This window comes from Rhizobium sp. BK379 (assembly GCF_014193955.1).
In the GTDB taxonomy this organism is placed as follows: domain Bacteria; phylum Pseudomonadota; class Alphaproteobacteria; order Rhizobiales; family Rhizobiaceae; genus Rhizobium.
On sequence record NZ_JACIAD010000007.1, the window covers coordinates 318,551 to 340,808 of the forward strand.

The 22,258-nt window shown below is 58.6% G+C and carries 20 protein-coding genes; 9 read left to right on the forward strand and 11 right to left on the reverse strand.

Annotated elements, in window-relative coordinates; all coding sequences use genetic code 11:
* Positions 1–2: 2 nt before the first annotated feature.
* Both kduI and FHT93_RS27630 read right to left on the reverse strand, forming a co-directional pair.
* Entirely contained in the window at positions 3–839 is an 837-nt protein-coding gene (gene kduI / locus FHT93_RS27625; RefSeq protein WP_183850434.1) for a 5-dehydro-4-deoxy-D-glucuronate isomerase, read from the reverse strand.
* On the reverse strand, positions 829–1,617 hold the full coding sequence (locus FHT93_RS27630) for a GntR family transcriptional regulator (RefSeq protein ID WP_183850436.1): 789 nt from the start codon (positions 1,615–1,617) through the stop codon (positions 829–831). The genes kduI and FHT93_RS27630 overlap by 11 nt, the downstream gene beginning before the upstream one ends.
* A 448-nt stretch (positions 1,618–2,065) precedes the next feature.
* On the opposite strand from FHT93_RS27630, the gene FHT93_RS27635 reads away from it, so the two are divergent.
* From FHT93_RS27635 to FHT93_RS27650, 4 genes are all read left to right on the forward strand, one after another.
* Complete coding sequence (locus FHT93_RS27635; RefSeq protein ID WP_112546314.1) at positions 2,066–3,064, forward strand: ABC transporter substrate-binding protein; 999 nt, start codon at positions 2,066–2,068, stop codon at positions 3,062–3,064.
* A gap of 104 nt (positions 3,065–3,168) precedes the next feature.
* Positions 3,169–4,056: a proline/glycine betaine ABC transporter permease gene (locus tag FHT93_RS27640; RefSeq protein ID WP_112969122.1), complete on the forward strand. Its 888-nt coding sequence runs from the start codon at positions 3,169–3,171 to the stop codon at positions 4,054–4,056.
* The gene (locus tag FHT93_RS27645; protein ID WP_183850438.1) at positions 4,049–5,068 is read left to right on the forward strand and encodes a glycine betaine/L-proline ABC transporter ATP-binding protein; all 1,020 of its coding nucleotides are present in this window, start codon (positions 4,049–4,051) and stop codon (positions 5,066–5,068) included. Before FHT93_RS27640 ends, FHT93_RS27645 begins: the two co-directional genes overlap by 8 nt.
* 141 nt (positions 5,069–5,209) lie before the next feature.
* Positions 5,210–5,410 carry a hypothetical protein gene (locus FHT93_RS27650; RefSeq protein WP_246715548.1) on the forward strand — a complete coding sequence of 67 codons (201 nt, stop codon included), beginning with the start codon at positions 5,210–5,212 and terminating at the stop codon, positions 5,408–5,410.
* 24 nt (positions 5,411–5,434) lie between these two features.
* On the opposite strand, the gene FHT93_RS27655 is transcribed toward FHT93_RS27650, so the two are convergent.
* From FHT93_RS27655 to katG, 3 genes are all read right to left on the reverse strand, one after another.
* Complete coding sequence (locus FHT93_RS27655; protein ID WP_183850440.1) at positions 5,435–7,240, reverse strand: diguanylate cyclase; 1,806 nt, start codon at positions 7,238–7,240, stop codon at positions 5,435–5,437.
* Between the two features lie 194 nt (positions 7,241–7,434).
* Complete coding sequence (locus FHT93_RS27660) at positions 7,435–7,644, reverse strand: DUF2945 domain-containing protein (RefSeq protein ID WP_113014385.1); 210 nt, start codon at positions 7,642–7,644, stop codon at positions 7,435–7,437.
* 224 nt (positions 7,645–7,868) lie between these two features.
* Entirely contained in the window at positions 7,869–10,052 is a 2,184-nt protein-coding gene (katG, locus tag FHT93_RS27665; RefSeq protein WP_183850442.1) for a catalase/peroxidase HPI, read from the reverse strand.
* A 189-nt stretch (positions 10,053–10,241) separates the two neighbouring features.
* Between katG and FHT93_RS27670 the strand changes: the two genes are divergently transcribed.
* Both FHT93_RS27670 and FHT93_RS27675 read left to right on the forward strand, forming a co-directional pair.
* On the forward strand, positions 10,242–11,174 hold the full coding sequence (locus FHT93_RS27670; protein WP_183850444.1) for a hydrogen peroxide-inducible genes activator: 933 nt from the start codon (positions 10,242–10,244) through the stop codon (positions 11,172–11,174).
* Between the two features lie 105 nt (positions 11,175–11,279).
* Positions 11,280–11,966, forward strand: a complete 687-nt coding sequence (locus FHT93_RS27675) for an MgtC/SapB family protein (RefSeq protein ID WP_183850566.1) — start codon at positions 11,280–11,282, stop codon at positions 11,964–11,966.
* A gap of 135 nt (positions 11,967–12,101) precedes the next feature.
* On the opposite strand, the gene FHT93_RS27680 is transcribed toward FHT93_RS27675, so the two are convergent.
* The 3 genes from FHT93_RS27680 to FHT93_RS27690 form a co-directional block, all read right to left on the reverse strand.
* On the reverse strand, positions 12,102–12,581 hold the full coding sequence (locus FHT93_RS27680; RefSeq protein ID WP_113014387.1) for a carboxymuconolactone decarboxylase family protein: 480 nt from the start codon (positions 12,579–12,581) through the stop codon (positions 12,102–12,104).
* A gap of 196 nt (positions 12,582–12,777) precedes the next feature.
* Positions 12,778–13,674: a LysR family transcriptional regulator gene (locus FHT93_RS27685; RefSeq protein WP_112546357.1), complete on the reverse strand. Its 897-nt coding sequence runs from the start codon at positions 13,672–13,674 to the stop codon at positions 12,778–12,780.
* Between the two features lie 10 nt (positions 13,675–13,684).
* Positions 13,685–15,169 carry a cyclic nucleotide-binding domain-containing protein gene (locus FHT93_RS27690; protein ID WP_183850446.1) on the reverse strand — a complete coding sequence of 495 codons (1,485 nt, stop codon included), beginning with the start codon at positions 15,167–15,169 and terminating at the stop codon, positions 13,685–13,687.
* Between the two features lie 460 nt (positions 15,170–15,629).
* On the opposite strand from FHT93_RS27690, the gene FHT93_RS27695 reads away from it, so the two are divergent.
* Positions 15,630–16,811, forward strand: coding sequence for an adenylate/guanylate cyclase domain-containing protein (locus tag FHT93_RS27695; protein WP_183850447.1), 1,182 nt, complete (start codon positions 15,630–15,632; stop codon positions 16,809–16,811).
* Between the two features lie 23 nt (positions 16,812–16,834).
* Here FHT93_RS27695 and FHT93_RS27700 read toward each other — a convergent pair whose 3' ends face one another.
* The gene (locus FHT93_RS27700; RefSeq protein ID WP_183850449.1) at positions 16,835–17,560 is read right to left on the reverse strand and encodes a winged helix-turn-helix domain-containing protein; all 726 of its coding nucleotides are present in this window, start codon (positions 17,558–17,560) and stop codon (positions 16,835–16,837) included.
* 505 nt (positions 17,561–18,065) lie between these two features.
* On the opposite strand from FHT93_RS27700, the gene FHT93_RS27705 reads away from it, so the two are divergent.
* A complete protein-coding gene (locus tag FHT93_RS27705) occupies positions 18,066–18,902 on the forward strand; it encodes an alpha/beta hydrolase (RefSeq protein WP_112546356.1) in 837 nt (278 codons plus the stop codon).
* Positions 18,903–19,047: 145 nt separating this feature from the next.
* Here FHT93_RS27705 and FHT93_RS27710 read toward each other — a convergent pair whose 3' ends face one another.
* Complete coding sequence (locus tag FHT93_RS27710; RefSeq protein ID WP_112546303.1) at positions 19,048–19,809, reverse strand: SDR family oxidoreductase; 762 nt, start codon at positions 19,807–19,809, stop codon at positions 19,048–19,050.
* 419 nt (positions 19,810–20,228) lie between these two features.
* Positions 20,229–20,867: a response regulator gene (locus FHT93_RS27715; RefSeq protein ID WP_113014391.1), complete on the reverse strand. Its 639-nt coding sequence runs from the start codon at positions 20,865–20,867 to the stop codon at positions 20,229–20,231.
* Between the two features lie 628 nt (positions 20,868–21,495).
* On the opposite strand from FHT93_RS27715, the gene FHT93_RS27720 reads away from it, so the two are divergent.
* Positions 21,496–22,251 (forward strand): NmrA family NAD(P)-binding protein, encoded by a 756-nt coding sequence (locus tag FHT93_RS27720; RefSeq protein WP_183850451.1) that lies wholly within the window; start codon positions 21,496–21,498, stop codon positions 22,249–22,251.
* Positions 22,252–22,258 lie beyond the last annotated feature (7 nt).

The window sequence follows — 22,258 nt, forward strand, 5'->3', positions numbered from 1 at the left end:
CGTCACCTCAGATCGCCGATTGCGATATGGTCCATATCGGTAAAGCTCTTGTTGTCGCCGGCCATCGCCCAGATGAAGCTGTAGTTCTTGGTGCCGGCGCCGGAATGGATCGACCAGGGCGGTGAGATGATCGCCTGCTCGTTGGCGACGAGCATGTGACGTGTCTGCTGTGGCTCGCCCATGAAATGGAAGACGCGCTGGTCGGCATCGAGATCGAAATAGAGATAGGCTTCCATGCGCCGGTCATGCGTGTGGCTCGGCATGGTATTCCAGATGCTGCCGGTCTCGAGGCTGGTGAAGCCCATGGTCAGCTGACAGGACTGGCAGACCTCCGGGTGGATATATTGATAGATCGAACGCTTGTTGGCGGTTGCCGCCTCGCCCGGCGTCAGGTGCCGCGCCTTGTCACGCGTCAAGAGCACCGTCGGATGGCTGGCATGAGCGGGCGTCGAAACCAGGTAGAATTTTGCCGGACTGCCGGCATCGGCACTTTCGAAACTGACGTCGACGGCGCCTTTGCCGACATAGAGGCAATCGTACTTCGCCAGAGCGTAGCTGGTGCCATCGACGATCACGCGACCGGCGCCGCCGACATTCAACACACCGAGCTCGCGCTCGGCCAGAAACGTTTCCTGGCCAATCGCCTTCGGCGCGGTCAGCGTGAGAGCCGCCCCGAGCGGCGCAGCACCGCCGATCACCATGCGATCATAGTGGGAATAGGTGAGCCGGATGTCGCCAGGCACAAACACCGTCTCGACCAGGAAGTGATGCCGCAGGGTTTCCGTATCGAAACCCTTGACAGCTTCGGGATGGGAGGCGTGTCGCACGTCAATCTGCATTGGAATTATCCTTCTCTCCTCCGGAGGCCACCATCTGCGGGGCATCCTCAATGAAATAGGCTGGGTCGAGCATCTCGGCCTGCTCGACCTCGTGCAGCAGCTTGCCGAGATGGAACTCCATGGCGGCCTTTGCGCCATCCTTGTCGCCCATCCGCATGCAATCGATCACGGCTGCATGCTCCTCGATGACGCGCGTCAGGCGGCCTTGCTGCGGCAGCGTCAGCAGGCGGTAACGATCGCTGTGAACCTTGACCTGCTGGATGATTGCCCAGATGCCGGGGAAGCCGGCGATAGTGCTGATGAGCTGGTGGAAATCATTGTCGATGATATGGAAGGCTGCGACATCACCGTCGCGGTGACAGGCATCGAGATCAGCAAGATTGCGTTCCAGCGCCCTTAGACCCGCCGGCGTCATCTTCTCGACCGCGATCGAAACCGTTGTATCCTCCAGCGCCTTGCGCACGAGCATCGCCTCGTAAAGCGCCCGCCGCGGAATACGGGAAACGAACGTGCCCGACTGCGGGAAGACGTCCACCAGACCGTCATCGGCAAGACGGATGATCGCCTCGCGGATCGGCGTGCGGCTGACGCCGAACTGGGCTTCAAGCTCCTTCTCGTTCAACAGCTCCATCGGCTTTCGGCGCAACGACACGATGTCATCGAGAAGCGCATTGTAGACCAGCGTCGCCGCTCGCGGTGCAGCTGCGCGCTGATGCGAGAGCACCGTGACGCCTTGAAGGGAGCGTTTCTTGCGCGTGATTCCGGTGGGCGAATTCATCGCGTTCCTTCACCGGCAAGATTTGAACATTGGGTATCTAAAGCCATCGATAACCGCCTCCCTTCGGCCTGATGACGGAAGTAATATATTAGTATCCAACTTCTGACAAGCGCATCCTTCGTTTTCGAAAATTGCTTCGTGGAAGGATTGGCGCGGGATGAGGGCAGCCATCAATGCTGCCCATCTTGGATGCTCGAAAGCCACAACTCATTATGCAGCCCGATGGTATGCCGCTGCTACGGCAACAACCATAGCGCGATTGCGTCAACCCGACATTCCGTAAGCGACGCCGTATTTAAGACAGCATTGAAAGACGGCTCTAATGCGCCATTTTTTGACGTAACCAGAATGGCTGTTGCAGCCCTAAAGCAGGCTCAATGCGGGGGTCGGCGTGCGGTGCCGCCGGCGCCCGGGTTCAGGATGCACCGCGACCAGAGGGAACAAAAAAATGAAAGTACTTTTGGCATCCACCATTCTCGCAGCTGGCGCCATGCTCGCGGGCGGCAGCGCTTTTGCCGCCGATTGCGGCAATATCACCATCGCAAGCATGAACTGGCAGTCGGCAGAAGTGGCTGCAAGCCTCGATAAGTTGATCCTCGAGGAAGGTTATGGCTGTTCGGCAGAAATCGTCAGCGGCGACACCGTCCCGACGCTCACCTCCATGGCGGAAAAGGGAGAGCCGGACGTTGCGCCGGAAGCCTGGGTCAGCCTGCAGCCGGAGCTGGTCAAGCGTGGCCTCGAAGGCGGCAAGGTCGTCCAGGGCGCCAAGATCCTCTCTGACGGCGCGATACAGGGTTGGTGGATTCCCAAATACATCGCCGACGCCCATCCGGACATCAAGACCATTCCTGATCTCCTGAAACATCCCGAACTCTTCCCGGCGCCGGAAGACAAGAGCAAGGGCGCCGTCTTCAACGGGCCGCAGGGCTGGGGCGGCACTGTCGTTACCGCGCAGCTCTTCAAGGCCTATGATGCGGAGAAGGCAGGCTTTACGCTCGTTGACACCGGTTCTGCCGCAGGTCTCGATGGCTCGATCGCCAAGGCCTACGAAGGCAAGCAGGCCTGGGTCGGCTATTACTGGGCTCCGACCTCGCTGCTCGGCAAATACGAGATGGTCAAGCTTGGATACGGAACGGAATATGATGCGGCCGAATGGAAGCGTTGCACTTCTATTGCCGATTGCGCCGATCCCAAGCCGAATGCCTGGCCGTCCGATGATGTGCAGACGCTGATCAGCAAGAGTTTTGCCGATCGCGGCGGCCCTGCCATCGATTACCTGAAGAAACGCGCCTGGACCAATGACACTGTCAACAAGCTGATCGCCTGGATGACCGATAACCAGGCGACAGGTGAAGACGGCGCCAAATACTTCCTGAAGAACAACGAGCCCCTCTGGAAAGACTGGGTCTCGCCGGAAGCCGCCGAAAAGATCAAGGCTTCGCTCTAAGCACTCGGACATGACATGGGCAGCCTCGGCGCTGCCCAGACAATCCTTCGGCGCGACGGCCAAAACAACAATCGGCCGCCGCCACTATCTATTTGGGGACCGGTATGGATTGGCTCTGGAAATTTCCGACAATGAATGACGACATGCTGCGCGAGCTGAAGAAGAGCGTCGACGAAGGATTTCGCGCCTTCACCCGCGCCTATGGCGACAGCATCGAGGCTGCGTTCAGCCCGCTGCAAAGCTTTCTCATCTGGGCAGAGCGGCTGCTGACCGGCACACCCTGGCCAATCATTCTCATCGCTTTTGCCGCAATTGCCTGGTTTGCCAGCCGCAGCTGGAAGGTCGTCATTGGCTGTGTTCTAACGCTTCTTGTCATCGGTTATTTCGACATGTGGCAGGATACGATGAAGACCGTGTCGATGATCTTCGTCTGTACCGTGCTTTCGATCGTCATCGGTCTCCCGCTTGGCATCATGATGGCGCGCTCGAATGCGATGCAGAAAATCGTCAATCCGATCCTCGACGTCATGCAGACCATGCCGAGCTTCGTCTACCTGATTCCCGTCGTTATGCTTCTCGGCATCGGTCGCGTACCTGGCGTCATCGCCGTTGTCATCTACGCGCTGCCGCCGATGATCCGCCTCACCAATCTCGGCATCCGCATGGTGGACGAGAATGTGCTGGAGGCAGCTGACGCCTTCGGTTCGTCGAGCTGGCAGAAACTTCGCAACGTCCAGCTGCCGCTGGCGCTGCCAACCATCATGGCCGGCATCAACCAGACGATCATGATGGCGCTCGCCATGGTCGTCATTGCTTCCATGATCGGTGTTCAAGGGCTTGGCCAGCCGGTTCTCAAAGCCATCTCCAACCAGTACTTCACCCTCGGCGTCTTCAATGGTCTCGCAATCGTCGGCATTGCCATCATTTTCGACCGGATCAGCCAGGCCTATGGCCTGCGGCTCCAGAAGCACCGGGAGATCGTGCATGGGTAGTAATTCGATCGAGATCCGGAGCCTCTTCAAGATCTTCGGTCCGCGCGGCCGTGATTATGTGGACGCCGTCAACAAGGGCATGTCGAAGACCGAGCTCAACAGGGAGCACGGTCATGTGCTCGGGCTGAAAGACATCAACATCACCATTCCCGGCGGCAAGATCACCGTGATCATGGGGCTTTCCGGCTCCGGCAAATCGACGCTGATCCGCCACATCAACCGACTGATCGACCCGACTTCGGGCGAAGTCCTCTATGGCGGCGAAGATGTCTGTCGCATGGACGCCTTGCAGCTTCGAGAATTCCGCCGCCGTAGGACGGCCATGGTCTTCCAGCGTTTCGGTCTGCTGCCGCACCGCAACGTGCTGCAGAACACTGTCTATGGCCTGGAGATCCAGGGTGTCGCCAAGGCGGAGCGCGAGGAGCGGGCCAATGCCTGGATCAAGCGCGTCGGCCTGGAGGGCTTCGGTGGCCACTATCCGAACCAGCTCTCCGGCGGCATGCAGCAGCGCGTCGGCCTGGCGCGAGCCCTAACCAACGACGCCGAAATTCTCCTGATGGACGAGGCCTATTCGGCGCTCGACCCGCTGATCCGCGTCGATATGCAGACCGTCCTTCTCGATCTGCAGAAGGACCTGAAGAAAACGGTCGTCTTCATCACCCACGATCTCGATGAGGCGCTCCGGCTCGGGGAGAAAATCGCCATCCTGCGTGACGGCGAGGTGATCCAGCAGGGTTCGGCGGCTGAAATCGTCCTCAACCCCGCCAATGATTACATCGCCGCCTTCGTAAAGGAGGTCAATCGGGGCCGGGTCATCAAGATCGGTGCCGTCGCGAAGCAAATTCCGGTCGAAAGCCAGCTGCAGCTTTGCGAAGATATGGATATCGAAGGGGCATTGCGCGAAATGTCCCGCGCCGACGTCTCGTCCGCCACTGTCATATCACAGGAAGGTCAATCGCTCGGCGGCGTTTCATTGCAGCAAATGCTGGCGCTGCTCCTTCACCAGGCATGAAAATCTTAAGCAATCATTCGGCATGGGCTCAAACACATGCCGTTTGTTTAAACATGGTTAATTTTTTCGTTATAATGATCGTGGAGAAGGAACCGAACGATACGTCCGGATGTTGATAGCACGCTGTGGAGGACCGTGAAGATGTTCAAATTTTTCTCGATGAAGCCGTCGACCGAAGACTTCGATGCTGACACCGGCACCTATGCCGACGGCATGACCGACCGCTACTATCGTGATCTGACCGGCCGCACCGAACACCGCTACCGCTCGGCCCATGAGCGCGATTACGGCGCAGCCCGCGAGATCGTCGAATTGGCGCCACACGGCGTCGTCGGCGGCTGATCGCCTCTCGCTTCTTTGTTGATATCAGGCGCGCAACGTTTCCTGCGTTGGCCTGCGCAAACTGCTTGCAAGAACAGTTTTGTTGCGGCCCTTGGCCTTGGCGTCGAGAAGGGCCGCGTCGGCGCGGCTGACCAGCGTATCGACCACGCCTTCTGCAGGTGATGCCGCCACTCCGATGGATACCGACACCGCACCGATGATCTGACCTGAATGTGAAAGTGCCGCTCCACCGATCTGCGCGCGCAGCTTTTCAGCTAATTCGAAACCATCCTCCTCGCTACAGTCCGGCAGCAGAATTGTGAATTCCTCGCCACCGAAGCGGAATGCGTTGCCGATATCGGCCACAGCGCTGCGCAGAACCTGCCCGACATACTGCATGACCATGTCGCCCGCATCGTGGCCGAACTGGTCGTTGAAACGCTTGAAGTGATCGATGTCGATCATCAGGCATGCGAGCGGCTCCTGGCCCTTGTCGCGCCCATGTCGGTGCAACGTTTCGTCCAGGAAACGGCGGTTGAAAAGCGCCGTTAGCGGGTCGCGGATGGCGAGATCGGTCAGCTTTTCACGAAACTGCAGGTTGGCGACCGCCAAGCCCACATTTTCGGCGATCAGTTCCAGATAGAGGCGAACACTGTCCAGCGCCGGTATTTGCCCGTGGCGCTCCTCCAGATAGAGAAGACCAATCATGTCACCCTGCGCCGTCAACGGGAAACAGGAGGAGGCAACACCGCTTCCTTCCACATGCTGGCAGGGCACATCTCCATCGCCGGTGCCGCTCATGTGCGGGCGGCCGCGCCGCAGGCCCCAGCACGCACTGGCGGGAAAAGCCGCCTGCGCATTCACAGGCTCCAGCCATGTGCCGGTTTGCGCAAGAACGGATTTGTCCTCGTCGAGGATATAAAGACTTCCGGCAATACCCGGAAAGATCTGCGGCGCGAAGCGCGCGACGACATCGGCCAGTTCATATTGATTTTCACAGGCCTGAAGGCGGTGCATCATCTGCAGGATGAGATCCTTGGTATGCTGGTCAGCGCGTCGCTCCGCGTCCAGACGCTCACGCTCAAGCCCGTTTTCACGAAAGATCTGGATCGCTTCGTTCATTTCGCCGATCTCATCACGGCGATGATCGTCAGGGACCTCGACCGCATAATCCTGCTTGGCAAGTCGGCTGACGATGCCGGTCATGCGCACCAGAGGCATAGCCACGCGACGGCGAAGGATAAAGTAGAGCACGGCAAGAAAAAGCAGGCCTGTCATCGCCAGCATGATCTTGGCGACAAGGTTCCATTGGTCGCTGCGCCGGCGCGCGTCATCGAGCGCCGCTCCCGTGCGTGTCGCCGTGACGTCGCGCAGATGCCCGGCCGACTCCATCAGTGCCGTCTGCAACCGCTCATGCTCGGAACCGAAAAGCGTTTGCTGCGCTGCCTGTCTGTCACCCTTCTGGAAAGAATCGATCGCGGCGGCTTCCACGGCGTCAAGTGCCTCAGCCTGCTTGTTCATGCCCTCGATAATATTCCGCTCCACGGCGGATATGTCTCTCGCCGCGATCTGCTCGGCCGCCGTCTCGCGCCGCCGTTCGGTTTCCGCGTCCGCCTTGAAGGCATCGAGGTGGCGCTGTTCGCCGCGCATGACATAGAGCCTAGCCTCATCGCTGGAGAGTTCGGCACCCACCTCGAGCTGTTCGGTCAGCGTATCGAGAACAAGATGCTCCTCAACCGCACGCCGCTCATCCTCTGCACTACGCGACGACATGATAAAGGCGGCAGCCGAAAGCGCCGTGAGGATCACGGTAATGCCATAGGCCCAGTTGGTGATGGTGCTGATGCGCATAACTTCCACTTTATTTACAGAGACTTACCGTTCCCGAAAATCTCAATGTTACAAAAAAGTGAGAAGCCTATTATTTCACAGATCGAGTTCAGAAAAAATTAATAGGCCCGTAGCGTTTCCGCTCGGGCCTTTTTCATTGGTTTAGACTTCGCGACCGCAAACGCACCGTGCCCAAAGCAGAATGGCAGGTTCGATCACTGTCTTCGTAACTGGTCGGGTTTGTGAGCCGCTCTTTTGCCGGACTTTTCGCTCTCGACAATATATTGCGGATCCGTCTTCGAGGCCTTTACCTGGTGCCCTTTGATTTTCGTTGGCGCCGTCTGCTTCTTGACCACGCTGCCGACCGTTTCGCCCTGGCTCGTATTCCAGGATACCTTGTCGCCCTTCCTGAGCTTCTCACCCATCGTCTTTCCTTCCAGCGAAACAAGTTGTCTTGCAGGAACGCTTCAATGACGGGTTTGGTTCGTACAGCATGATCCGATAGCACGCGGCTGCGAATCACAGCGCGGTCCGTCAAGGCAAGGAAATGTCGAAAGGAAACCTGCTAAGAATGCAGCGCATGGCGGGCGAAGACTGCCCACACATTACCCCGGACGCGGCGACCGCCGCGTCCGGGGTAGATTCATGATCAGACGAGATCGAAGCGATCAGCGTTCATGACCTTGTTCCATGCGGCAACGAAGTCCTTGACGAACTTCGCCTTGGCATCGGACTGGCCATAGACTTCAGCGAGCGCGCGCAGCTGCGAATGCGAGCCGAAGATCAGGTCGATGCGCGTACCGGTCCACTTGACCACGTTGGTCTTGCGGTCGCGGCCTTCATAAACGCCGTCCTTGCCGGCGAGCGGTGCCCAGACGGTGCCCATGTCGAGCAGGTTGACGAAGAAGTCGTTCGTCAGCGCTTCCGGATGCGCGGTGAAGACACCATGTTCCGGCTTGCCGGCCGTCAGCACACGCAGGCCGCCGACGAGAGCCGTCATTTCAGGCGCGGTCAGCGTCAGCAGCTGGGCACGGTCGACAAGGGCTTCTTCCGGCTTCATGAACTGCAGACGCTTGCTGTTCACATAATTGCGGAAACCGTCGGCGCGCGGTTCGAGAGCCGCGAAGGAAGCGGCATCGGTCTGCTCCTGCGATGCATCCATGCGACCCGGCGTAAACGGCACGACGATGTCCTGGCCACCTGCCTTGGCAGCCTTTTCGACACCGGCCGCACCGGCAAGCACGATCAGGTCGGCGAGAGAGACCTTCTTGCCGCCGGTCTGGGCTGCATTGAAGTCCTTCTGGATGCCTTCGAGGGTGCCGAGAACCTTGGCGAGCTGTGCCGGCTCGTTGACTTCCCAGTCCTTCTGCGGGGCAAGACGGATGCGCGCGCCATTGGCGCCGCCACGCTTGTCGGAACCGCGGAAGCTCGAAGCGGATGCCCATGCGGTCGAGACGAGTTCCTGAACGGAGAGGCCGGACGCAACGACCTTGGCCTTGAGTTCAGCAATGTCCTTGTCGTCGATGAGCGCGTGATCGACGGCCGGGATGACGTCCTGCCAGATCAGGTTTTCTGCGGGAACTTCCTTGCCGAGATAACGAACCTTCGGGCCCATATCGCGGTGGGTAAGCTTGAACCAGGCGCGGGCAAAGGCGTCTGCGAACTGATCCGGGTTTTCGAGGAAGCGGCGCGAGATCGCCTCGTAGATCGGGTCGACGCGTAGCGCGAGGTCGGAGGTGAGCATTCGCGGCAGGTGCTTCTTCGAAGAATCGAAGGCATCCGGAATGGTGGCGCCGGCGCCCTTTGCGACCCACTGATGGGCGCCGCCCGGGCTTTTTTCCAATTCCCATTCATAACCGAACAGGTTCCAGAAGAAATTATTGCTCCATCTGGTGGGGGTCGTCGTCCAGGTGACTTCCAGCCCGCTGCCGATGGCATCGCGGCCGACACCGCTGTTGAACTTGCTCGCCCAGCCGAGGCCCTGCGCCTCGAGTTCGCCACCTTCAGGATCGACGCCGACAAACGATGGGTCGCCCGCGCCGTGGGTCTTGCCGAAGGTATGGCCGCCGGCGATCAGTGCCACGGTCTCTTCGTCATTCATCGCCATGCGGGCGAAGGTCTCGCGGATGTCGCGAGCCGATGCAAGCGGATCAGGAGTGCCGTTCGGGCCTTCCGGATTGACATAGATCAGGCCCATCTGCACGGCGCCGAGTGGTTCTGCCAGCTCGCGTTCGCCGCTGTAGCGCTCGTCGCCAAGCCAGGTGCCTTCCGGACCCCAGTAAAGCTCTTCCGGCTCCCAGACGTCGGCACGGCCGCCAGCAAAACCAAAGGTCTTGAAGCCCATGGATTCGAGCGCTACGTTGCCGGTGAGGATCAAGAGGTCGGCCCAGGAAATGCTGTTGCCGTATTTCTGCTTGATAGGCCAGAGCAGGCGGCGGGCCTTGTCGAGATTGACGTTATCAGGCCAGGAGTTGAGCGGCGCAAAGCGCTGCTGACCCTGACCGGCGCCACCGCGACCGTCGGTGATGCGATAGGTGCCGGCGCTGTGCCAGGCCATGCGGATGAAGAGACCGCCGTAGTGGCCGAAGTCTGCCGGCCACCAGTCCTGTGAGTCGGTCATCAGCGCGTGAAGATCCTTCTTCACCGCATCGAGATCGAGCTTCTTGAACTCTTCGGCATAGTTAAAATCCTTGCCCATCGGATCCGAAAGACCGGAGTGATGGTGAAGCATCTGCAGGTCGAGCTGGCTCGGCCACCAGTCGCGATTGCGTCTGGCGCTTGCTCCCGAATGATCGACGGGACATTTGCCCGCGCTGTCAGGTTTCTGGTCCATAGTTTTCTCCTGTTGCTCCAGGCAGCCATCCAGGGACAGCCTGTCCGTTAAACTATTGGGCCTGATTGCATGCTTGACGCCTTGCTGCTGATCGAGCGGGCTAGCATGCATCCTCCCTCCCCTCCCTTTTATCGGAAGCGTGTGATAATTTTAAGTTGGATTTACTGATAGCTGCGATAAGTTCATCTTATGACCAACCTGACGCTCAAACAGCTTCGTTATTTTGAAGCGCTGGCACGCCATGGCCGCTTCCGGCATGCGGCCGACGCCTGCGCCATTTCGCAACCCGCTTTGTCCATGCAGATCAAGGAGCTGGAGGAAGAACTCGGCGGAGATCTCTTCGAGCGCGGCGCGCGTGAAGTCAGGCTGACCGCCTTCGGACAGCTCTTTGCGATGCGTGTGCGCGACATTCTGAGAGCTGTCGACGAGCTCGGAGATCTTGCCCGCGCCTCGCAGGACAGACTGCTGACGCGGCTGAGAATCGGCATCATCCCGACCATCGCCCCCTATTTGCTGCCGGCGATCATCAGCGATCTGAACAGGACCTTCGACAATATCGAAATACAGGTGCGCGAAACCTTGACGACCAGACTGGTTCACGAAGTGGCTCAGGGCGAGCTGGATCTGGCAGTCGTCGCATTGCCGGTGTCCCAGCCGTCGCTTACCGAGATCAAACTATTCGAGGAAGAGTTCGTGTTGGTTCGCCACCGCGAAGACGAGGGCAAGCCGGTGCCGGAACCCGAGGCGCTGCGCGAAATGCGCCTGCTTCTCCTGGAAGAAGGACATTGCTTCCGGGATCAGGCCTTGTCCTTTTGCGGCATCGAATCGACTCGCCCTCGGGAGATCATGGAGGGCAGTTCGCTCTCGACGCTCGTACAGATGGTCAGCGCCGGCATCGGCGTCACCCTGATCCCTGAAATGGCGGTGCCCGTGGAGACACGCTCGGCGGATGTCTCCATTTCCCGATTTCGCACGCCTCAGCCGTTGAGAACGATCGGCATCATCTGGCGCAATTCGACGCCCCTGGTCAAACAACTGCTGCAGATTTCAGAGGTCATTCGTCACTCGGCCGCGAGCCTGCATCAGCATGTCGATCCGGCACGAGCCCGTGTCAAAGGCTGATTTCCGCTGCTCCACTGGCCCGCCCCCGGCCGCGCTCTAGCTTCCCACGCTTGAAACCTTCGGAAATAGAGCACGGGAGCGGCTGAATTGGATCTCATCGACCTGATGCCCATAACGCCGAACTGGACGGATATCGCACTTCGTCTGACAGCAACGATCGTCGCTGGCGCATTTATCGGTCTCGACAGGGAGCGAGGCGGACATGCCGCCGGATTGCGCACCACCATTCTCGTTGGTCTCGCAGCTTGCCTTTCGATGATCCAGGCAAATATCCTCCTGGCAACGAGCCAAAGCGCAAACGGATCGATGGATATCCTGCGCTTCCCACTCGGCGTCCTCACCGGCGTGGGCTTCATCGGCGGAGGCGCAATCCTTCGACGCGGCGACATCGCAACCGGTGTCACCACCGCGGCGACCCTGTGGCTTATAACGGCAATTGGCCTGTGTTTCGGCGGCGGTCAGATTGCCGTGGGCTCCGTTGTCACCATCCTTGCCGTCCTCATCCTTTCGCCGCTGAAGCATGTCGACCGATGGATATCAGGCGACCAGAAGGGCACCGTATCGATCAGACTGGAAAACGTTTCAGGATTTCCCGATGTGAAGGCGGCAACTCCTGAACTTTCCGAGGCGATCTTCACGGGGCTGAGGGATATCGAGGGCGGGCATCGCCAACTGATCTACGAGATCAGGTGGAAGTCTGTCCGAGGTGTTCCAAGCGCGGATCAAGTTGCTGCATCGCTGGAAAAAAGCTTCCGTGTGACCCGGTTCGAGTATCGCACGACAGCGACATGAATAACCAGCTTTAGGCAGCACCGGCATGGCCTCCACGCAACGCACTACGCTGCAAAAATTGTCGGCTCTTTGTGACCAAAGGAAGCCGCTCGCTGCAGCCGCATTCCCATGCGGCCGCAATATCGGTCATCGTTTTTATTGCAGACCGGCCTTGTCCAGGCCGTAAAGCTTGTCCGCGGTGCCCGGAACGGCCTTGACCGCAATGCTGATCCGGTTCCATGCGTTGATGGCCATGATCTGGAAGGTCAGGTCGGATACTTCCTTCTCGGAAAGCTGGCCGCGGACCTTCTCATAAAGCTCGTCCGGCACACCGGTGTCGGAAAGCTTGGTGACCGCTTCCGTCCACGCAAGGGCGGCGCGCTCGCGCGGGCTGAACAGCGTCGATTCACGCCAGGCGGCGACGTGATAGAGACGGAGTTCACGTTCGCCATGGATCTTTGCTTCCTTGGAATGCATGTCCACGCAGAAGCTGCAGCCATTGATCTGGGACGCGCGGATTTCGACCAGATCCCTGGTCGTCTGCTCGATGGAGCTCTCCTTCAATTCCATGCTGAAGGCGGAGAGCTTTTTGACGAGCTCTGGTGAAAGCTGGGCGTAATTCAGTCTTTGCGTCATGTCATCCTCGTCCTTCAAAATCGTTCATTTGGGGAACAGACCGCCGAGGCAGGCGGTCACGGAATGAGTACCAAGCGCGAGGAAAAACGGTAGCTAACCATCGGTTGGGGATAGATCCAACGACCTTGTTGGCAACGCAACCCTGTCTGAGATTTCGGGCGTGGCTGCGGGATCTGCATTGGTCGCACGACCGTGCTTATCGGGGTGCGTGCTTACGCATTTCTGTCTCGATGAAATCCGAAAAGAGCTGCAGGCGGTAAGTCGGCATCCTGCCAAAAGCGTGGACGGCCTGGAACGGCATCATCTCCAGTTCGAGCTCGGGCAGAAGCTGGATCAATTCCCCTCTATCCAGCTCCTCCTGAACGATGCATTTCATCAGATAAGCGACGCCCACACCGCTCAAGGCCGCGATCCGGATCGCTGTCGCTGTGTCGAGGTCCACCTCTCCTGTGGGCATCATCGTCGAGCCATCGCCAAAGCGAACGGGATATGTACGGCCGTCGATCGCGTAGCGCGCGAAGGGTATTTCACGCAACCTTTCCACCGAGCTCACCGGTCGCCATGTCTCGATGAACGCAGGCGATGCGACCAATACCATCTCCAGATGCACCAGCGTGCGCATCATCAAGTCGCTTCCCGTGACCTTGCCGACGCGAAATGCGATGTCATAGTTTTCGCGGATCAGGTCCACGTGCCGATCCGTCGTCCCGAGATCGAGCGTTATGCCGGGATGCTGCGGCAGGAAGCGTGTGAAGATGGGCGGCATGAGAAGCCTCGCAAGCTCGCTTGGCAGGCTCACACGCAAATGACCGGTCGCGCCGCGATCCGCTTGAAAGACATCCGAAGATTCTTCGATCTGCCGGAGAAGTGGCGCAATGTTTCCGAAGAAGGTTTCTCCATCCGGTGTCAGTGTAAGGAGACGTGTCGAGCGACGAAAGAGCTTGAGCCCGAGCAGGCTTTCCAGCCGGGAAACGCTTTTCGATACGCCCGACGGCGTTGTCCGCAGGCTGCGCGCCGCCGCACTGAAGGATCCGGTTTCGACGGTTCGGACAAACGCTACTAATCCCGCTGCCTCACCTAGCAAATTACCCACGGCGCGATGGTCACCCATGTGCATGATTGCGGAATACCGATCGAATGGCTTGCAGCAGGTAGGACCGCCGGCGATCATGCTGCATGGCATGATTGCCCATGTTCCCGCTCAACGCTTCCCGATAGGCGAGATTTGCTGCAAGATCCTCCGCGAGCTCGGGGCGACCGCCCAGAAGTGGTGCAAAAGCTTCCTTGCTGATTTCATAAACGGTCACCCGTGTTACCGCCTGAAGCGCATGGCTCTCGCCAATTCCGGCAAGGAAGCCACCTTCGCCAAAAAAATCGCCGGGCGCCAGCCGCGCCGCCTCCTCGCCGTCTCTTCTCATCGAAACGATCCCGGCCCGGATGATCATCAGGCTGGCAAGAGAATCGCCTTCTTTTGCGATCTCATCACCGGGGGAAAAAATGCGCCTGGTCGCGGATGCCGCGAGCGCTGTTGTCTCCTCCTCTGTAAGCACCGAGAAAATGGGGATCGCTTCGATGAGGCTTTGCGCCGGGCCCGTGCTGGAGGCCGATGCATTCTGTGCAATGACCTCAGTCGCCGTGATGACCTTGCTGAGCGGCATCGCAAGCTGAAGTCCGCTGGACTTGCAGTGTCGGTATACGAGGTCGATGACCTCACTGCGGGCGACACCTCGCTTCAGTGGACTGGTGACTTGAAAATACAGTTCCACATCAACCGCACTGGCGTCGATGCCGACAAGTGAAACGGCCGGCGGCGGATCCTTGATGATGGAGTTGCAGCTATCCAGCACCGTTTGCATGACGCCGCGGATGACGTGCGGCATGCGTGTCGGCACAATCCGGATCGACAGCGTAATCTGATGATTTTCATCTGGCCTGCTGATATTGGTCAGCCCAAGCTTGGCAAGCACGCTGTTCGGCAAGACGACGATATTGTGAGCGGCTGTCAGCAGATGCGTCGAGCGCCAGTTGCTGGCAACGATCCGTCCTTCCGTGCCGTCGCTGAGCAAGATCCAATCGCCGATGACATAGGGGCGCCCCAGGGTCAGCGCGATCCCGGAGAACACGTCCCCCAGCGTATTCTGCAAGGCAAGACCAAGGATGACGGCAATGACGCCTGATGTCGCCAGCAACGTCCCGATCGGAACGCCAAAGACGAAAGCCATGACCGACAAGGCGACACCGAGATAAACGACCGCGATCAAAAGGTCCTGAATGAGCCTCGCCTCCCGTGGCCTCCCATCCAGTACGATGTAGATGCGCAGAAAGCCGATGACGGCCCATGAGAGATGCACCCACCAGAATATCTTCGCAGAGACAAAGAGCGCACTCATGCTTTCCAGATGCGGTGGGTCAAAGCGAAACGGGACAATCCCTCCCAGCAGAAGAACAATCGTCATCGAGGTAAAGAAGGCGATCTGCACGATCAGGCGCGCGTATGGCCGGGACCGTCCCTGCAGATGCCATACGACGATGCCTGCTATGCCCAGGACATTCAGCAAGACGACGAACGAAGCGATTTCCTGCGGCATCCGGTTTTCTCATCGGCAAAATATACAAGGAATACAGCCGTCGCTTGGGGCAGAGACAGGCTGATCGGGAGAGATAGCTTGAACTCGCTCCTGCCGGTCTATGGCCGACGGCGGGTTCTCAGAAAGGCGGCTAAAGGCATCTTGGAACCCGCCTCAACATCGACGCCTCTGAGTTCGGGCGGTCATTCCAGCCGTTTAGCAGAATACGGACCTTCAACGCGCTTTCGTAAAATCCACTGTCATAAAGGCGAAGCATCATCGGGCCTTTGGCAATAAGTCCTCGGCGCATAGCATATTCGCCCCTCAGCCCACCTGACCATTAAAACAAGAGTGGGCTTGACACCAAACCTGATATGCTGGCCGCTTGCACCGCAAAAAGAGCCAACGCGTTGAGCACGATGCCGGATCGAAGCGCCGTGCTTCTGGCCAAACATAGAGTCCGCGGTTAACGAGACGAAAAATGCATAATCTCGACAGTGCCAACCGTCATTCCCTCGCGAACTGGCTGATTTCAGGCGTTCGAGACGAGTTGCAGGTTGAGCCCATATTTCTGCAACTCTGCGACCGTCTTGTTTCCTGCGGCGTTGCTCTCAGCCGCGCCAGCCTCCATCTTCGCGTTCATCATCCCCAGTGGCTCGGAACGAGAGTCGTCTGGGTCAAGGATCACAGGCAAGCGGATATCACGACGATCGGTTACGATGTCGAGGCGACCGACGCTTTTCTCAGAAGCCCGTTTCGCGCCGTTATCAGAAGCGGCGTCGAGATCCGCCAGCGGCTCCAGATCCACGGGCCGCATCAATTTTCCGTCTTCGAAGAGCTGAAGCAGGAGGGCCACACCGATTACATCGCCTGGCCGATCGACCATACCCAGGGCAAACGACACCTTGCGACGTTTTCGACGAGCGAACCGGGCGGATTTACCGATGAGGAAATGGCACTCTTCCGCGAGATCCTTCCGCTGTTTTCACTGGTCAGCGAAATTCGCCTCAAGAACCAACTGGCGCTGACACTTCTGCAGACCTATGTCGGCCCGCATGCCGGGGAACAGATCCTGGATGGAGCGACGACGCGCGGTAGCGGGACGTCGGTGAATGCCGCCATCATGATCTGCGATCTCAGAAACTTCACCAAGCTCTCCAATCGCCGGCCACGCGATGAGGTTATTTCCATTCTGAATCAGTATTTCGATGCCATCGCCGATCCGATCGAAAGACACGGCGGAGAAATCCTCAAGTTCATGGGGGATGGATTGCTGGCCGTCTTTCCCCTGGAGAAGACCGATGCCTGCACCGGTCTCCTTCAGGCTGTCATCGAGGCGCAAGAGGCGATCAAACGCTTCCAGGGAGCGGCATTCGGATACGAAGTCCGCTACGGCACGGGCATTCATCTCGGAGAGGTGATGTACGGCAATATCGGCTCGAAAAAGAGGTTGGATTTCACCGTGATCGGCCCCGCCGTGAATATCGCCTCCCGCCTTGAAGCCTTGACGAAAGAACTGCAGCGCCCGGCCCTGATGTCGGCCGATTTCGTTCGGATGGCAGGATGTTCGGACCAGACGGAATGCCTGGGTTTCTACAACCTCAGAGGTTTCGAAGAACCGGTCGAGGTTCACGCTCTTTGCCTTCCCCCGGTCGGAGGATGACGCCCGTCGGTAAAGATCAGGGTCTATCGTTTGAGCCGCAGCCCCTCGTCCACCATCACATTGCAATCCAGAATATAGCCGGCTCCACGCGCCGTCTTGATCAGGCTTGGTTTTGACGGCTCCGTTTCCAGTTTGCGTCGCAGGCGCAGAACCAGCGCGTCGATACTTCGATCGAAGACCTCTTCCGAATGGACGCGACTTGCCGCAAGCAGCCGCTCACGGGACAGGACTTGTTTCGGTGCGTTCAGGAACGCGACCAAAAGATTGAATTCGGCGGCGGTCAGTTGCGTCTCGCCAACGCCCGGCCGCGTCAGTATTCGCTGACGCATGGAGAGCATCCAGTCGCCAAACATGTAAGTACGGCGCTCCTGCCCGGCATCGGGCGCGGACCTCACCCTCATGGCCGCCTTCAGCCGTGCCAGGAACTCTCGCAGGCCGAATGGCTTGGTGATGTAATCGCTTGCGCCAAGCTCAAATCCCAAGACCTTGTCGGCCTCCTCGGTGCGATCGGCACTGGTGATGATGACAGGCGCCGCCGAGAGTGTTGCCAATTGCTGCACGATCTCAAGGGCGTCCTCTCCCTTAAGGTTAAGATCGACGACGAACGCATCGATCACGTCCCTGGAAAGCGCATTTTGCAATTCATCGCCAGCGCTGACGGCAGTAACGCGAAACGACTGTTGCATGAGAAAATCACGGATGAGACTGCGCGCAGAGTGATCGCTATCGGCAACGAGAACATGCTGCATGGGCTTCTCCGTCCGGCACGGGAACGGAGCACAGCCCAGCCGAATATGACAATGACTTGCGATGAGTTGTCTTCAATGGCGCCCCTCCCCGCTCATAGTCGAAGCGCGCCTGTCGGACGATCAAACGTCCGTTTGGGTTTCACCCGAAAATCTGCGGGTTTACGGTGTTCCTGAATCGCCGCTCTTCAGATCCCTTGGTGCCCAAGGCTGACATTTGGGCGTCCGAATGGCCATTGATGAAACGGAAGTATAGCTTCTCACAATCCCCATAAAATATAGCTTCTCCAAGCTTGGTTCGGCGACACTACTCCTCCCAAAGCAACCCGTTCGCGGCACCTACCAAGCATCTCGAAACAAGGAGAACTATATGGATCCGCAACACTTTCGGCCAACGCGCCGAGATACGATGGCGGGGGCGATTACATTTGCAGTCGCTGCCGCAACCTTGAGATTTTCTGCATCCGCAATGGCTGATGAGCCAAAGAACGCAAAGGAAGAACACACCATGAGCACCGAATACGTCACGACCAAAGACGGCGTCCAGATCTTCTATAAGGACTGGGGTCCGAAGGACGCTCAGCCGATCGTCTTCCACCACGGCTGGCCGCTGAGCGCTGATGACTGGGACAACCAGATGCTTTTCTTCCTCGGCAAGGGTTATCGCGTCATTGCGCATGACCGCCGCGGACACGGCCGCTCGACCCAGGTCAGCGACGGTCACGACATGGACCATTATGCCGCCGACGCTGCGGCCGTTGTCCAGCATCTCGACCTCCGCAACGCAATCCACGTCGGCCATTCGACGGGCGGCGGCGAAGCAACCCACTATGTCGCACGTCACGGAAAGGGGCGCGTCGCCAAGCTCGTTCTCATCGGGGCCGTCCCGCCGATTATGGTCAAGACGGCGGCCAATCCGGGCGGCCTGCCGATTGAGGTCTTTGACGGCCTTCGCACAGCACTGGCAGCCAACAGGTCGCAGTTCTATATCGACCTGGCCAGCGGCCCGTTCTACGGCTTCAATCGCCCAGGTGCTCAAGTCTCGCAGCCAATCGTCCAGAATTGGTGGCGGCAGGGCATGGCCGGTGGAGCAAAGGCCCATTACGACGGCATCAAGGCGTTCTCGGAAACGGACTTTACCGAAGATCTGAAATCGATCGAAGTGCCCGTTCTCGTCATGCACGGCGACGATGACCAGATCGTCCCTGTCGCCGATTCCGCACCGCTTTCCGCAAAATTGCTGAAGAACGCGACCCTGAAGATTTACAAGGGCCTGCCCCATGGCATGGCCACCACGCATGCCGACATCGTCAATGCCGATCTGCTCAGCTTCTTTAAGGCCTGATGATTTGGGGCGCTGCTGAGGCGCCCCCTTTTTTCGAATAGCATTGCGATGAGCTTCGGGAACTGTCGATCGGCAACGCACCACCCAAAACGATCAAAGCCCCTTCCGGGGCTTTGATTATTTCAACGCAGATTTTGATGCCCGGTCAGTGACCCGGAGGCGGGGTAGCCGTCTTGACCCATTCGGAGTACCGCGTCTTGCCGATCCTTACCTGATTGCCGGGCATAAGGGAGCCTTCCTTCAGCAGAGCACCGAAATAACGGGTCTGATCATCGGCAACCACTTCGCGCTTGTCGCCGATCTGCCGCATATAGCGGGTGACGGCATCCGCAATCTTGATCGGTTCCGGACCGGCGATTTCGACGGTGGCGTTCAACGGATTACCGAGAACGACATCGACGAGCGCGTCGGCAACATCGTCCGAGAAGATCGGCTGCATCATCGCCGGTGAAAGGTGAACCTTGTCGCCCTGCACGCCGGATTGAGCGATGCCGAACATGAATTCGAAAAACTGCGTCGAGTGAACCAGGGAATAGGGAATCCCGGATTCCTTGATGATCTTCTCCTGGGCAAGCTTGGCGCGCATGTATCCGCTCTCCGGAAGGCGTTCCGTGCCGACGACGGACAGTGCAACATGATGCTTGACGCCTGCAGCCGCTTCGGCGGACGCAATGTTGCGACCCGCGGTCTGGAAGAATTCCATCACGGCCTTGTCTTCGAAGGACGGGGAGTTGGAGAGGTCGACCACGACCTGTGCTCCCTTGAGAACGTCGGCAAGCCCCTCGCCGGTAATCGTATTGACGCCGGATGCGGGAGAGGCGGCAATAGTCTCGTGGCCCTTGGCCTGGAGGCGCTTGACGAGCTTCGAACCGATCAAGCCGGTTCCGCCGATAACGACGATTTTCATAATCTGCTCCTTTTTGCTGTACCAAAGAGTTGAATGAACCTCCCGCCGCGCAAGCGAGGCGGGCGGTAGTCAGGTCAGACCGACTTTGTCCGGACCGGGCGCTGCGCCAGCAGCCACAACCCCGCGAGCATGGTGAGAGGCTCTAACGATCTCTCTGTAGAATGAATGGGTTGCGTCATCGGTTCGGTCCCGGATTCCTGTGGAAGAGACGGCAGCCAGGATCTAAGCCTAAGCGATTGTGGTTGGACGCATACCCAAACATACGTTGGGGATCGGACCGCGACCCATGTACCCGACCAGAAATTCAGCCGGGAATACCCGGCCAGACGGGCTGCGGCCATTCGGCCGCCGCGAGAAAAGATCGAGGCAAGCCGGTCTTTCCGGAGTTCGATTGCTTCGGGCGCGGAACGGCTCAGGCATTAACCCCGCTGAAGCTGTTCAACCTTGCGCACGAGATCTGCCAGAGAGCGGCACTGCATCTTGCGCATGAGGCTCATGCGGTGAAGCTTGACCGTCATTTCGCTGATACCAAGCTGGTAGGCGACCTGCTTGTTCATCAAACCGCTCGCCACCGCATGCATGACCTCCTGCTCCCTGGGTGTCAGGCTGTCGGCAAGCGCCTGGACGCGTTTCAATTCCTCATTCGACTTGCGGCGTTCGTCATCTATCCTGATGGCGTGATCCACGGCGTCGAGAAGAACCTGGTTGATGAAGGGTTTCGTGATGAAGTCGGTCGCGCCCGCCTTCATTGCCCTTACACTGGTCGGAACATCAGCGTGGGCCGTGAGGAATATGAGCGGCAGTTTACTGCCGAGCGCCAGAAGCTGGCTTTGAAGATCAAGCCCCGAGCCCCCTGGCATTCGCATGTCGACGACGATGCAGCCAGGCGCATTGACATCGGCCCCTTTGAGAAATTCCAGACCGTTTGGGAAAGCTGATGTGCGCTTGTTCGTGACCGTGAAAAGATCCACGAGGGCACTGCGCATCTCCGCGTCATCGTCGATGACGTAAACGACCGGCTCGGCGCTCTTGTCCGTTTTCACCTGAGCGTTTTGCATCGAATTACCTCTCTGGCATCTGAGAGATTCCGACCCTTGAATGCGCCCGTATCCCTCTGCTTTACCCTTTGTCGGCTCTCAGTTACCAAACATGCCAGCCGCCAGATCAAAACAGGCTACAGCCGGCCGGCATGATGCGAGCCTGCTCAATGAGACGCCAATCGATAGCATAGGATATGCGCCGGCGGACGATACACCTTGGTTTACCATCGCCCGTTACGGGCATGCGTCGTCGTCAAAGCGAAACAAAACCGGCGGCAAACTCTGCCGGTCTTGCCTGCTCGACGACATAAGCCGGATGGGTTGGACGCTCGGCTGCCATTTCGTTGGCCGCAGGAAGAAACCGGAAAAAGCCCTGCGTTCATCATCCCCATCGTGCCCGGTTAACACGGCTCACGGATACTCAGATACTGCCCGATGCCATGCCAGGCATCCCTAACATTGGTTTGCCAAACCTTGGTTCGGCTTCGGATCTTACGCCGGGTAAATGACATTAATCGCGGGAACATGGGGTTCGAGCGAACACCCGTCGCCCCTGCTTCCGGTCAACCCAAAACTTCGTTTTATCGATCCGCCCCCGGAAACGGCTATCCTTTCAGCATGTGGGTCACTATCCCGAGGGTGTGAGATGAAGATTTTGGTTGTTGGTGCGAGCGGGATGATGGGATCCAAGATCGTTCGCGAATTGGAACGAGCGGGTCAAACCGTCAGTGGCGTGTCGACCAGTACCGGCGTCGACGCCTATTCCGGCCAAGGGCTGAGGGCGGCGCTTGTCGACGCGGACGTGCTGATCGATGTCACCAATTACGGATCATTCGGTGATTCAAACGCGCTCGGCTTCTTCAAGCAGGCAGGCAAGAATCTGCTGGCGGCAGCGAAGGATGCTGGCATCGGGCACTATCTTGCCCTGTCCGTAGTCGCCACGGACCGGCTGGTGGAAAACGACTATTTCCGCGCAAAGATGGTGCAGGAAAATCTCATACGGGCCTCTGGGCTACCTCATACCATTATCAGGTCCGCCCAGTTCTTCGAATTCTTCAACGGCATCATCGATTTGGCAGCCGATGGGAATGGTTTCCGGCTGCCACCCTCTCTGGTCAGACCGATTGCGGCGGACGAGGCTTCGACCTTGATATCGAGGATCATGATCGGCACGCCCCGCAATGACATCATCGAGATCGCCGGCCCGGACCCTGTACAACTGGACCAATTGGCGCGCGAGATCCTGACGGCGACGGAAGATCCACGCTCGATTGCGATCGATCCGACAGCGCCGTTCTTCGGTGTGGAACTTGCCGAAACGACACTCCTTCCGAGAGCCGATGCCCTTGCCGGAACCCTGACGTTCCACGACTGGCTTTCCCGATCGATGATGGCGGCTTAGCGCTTAC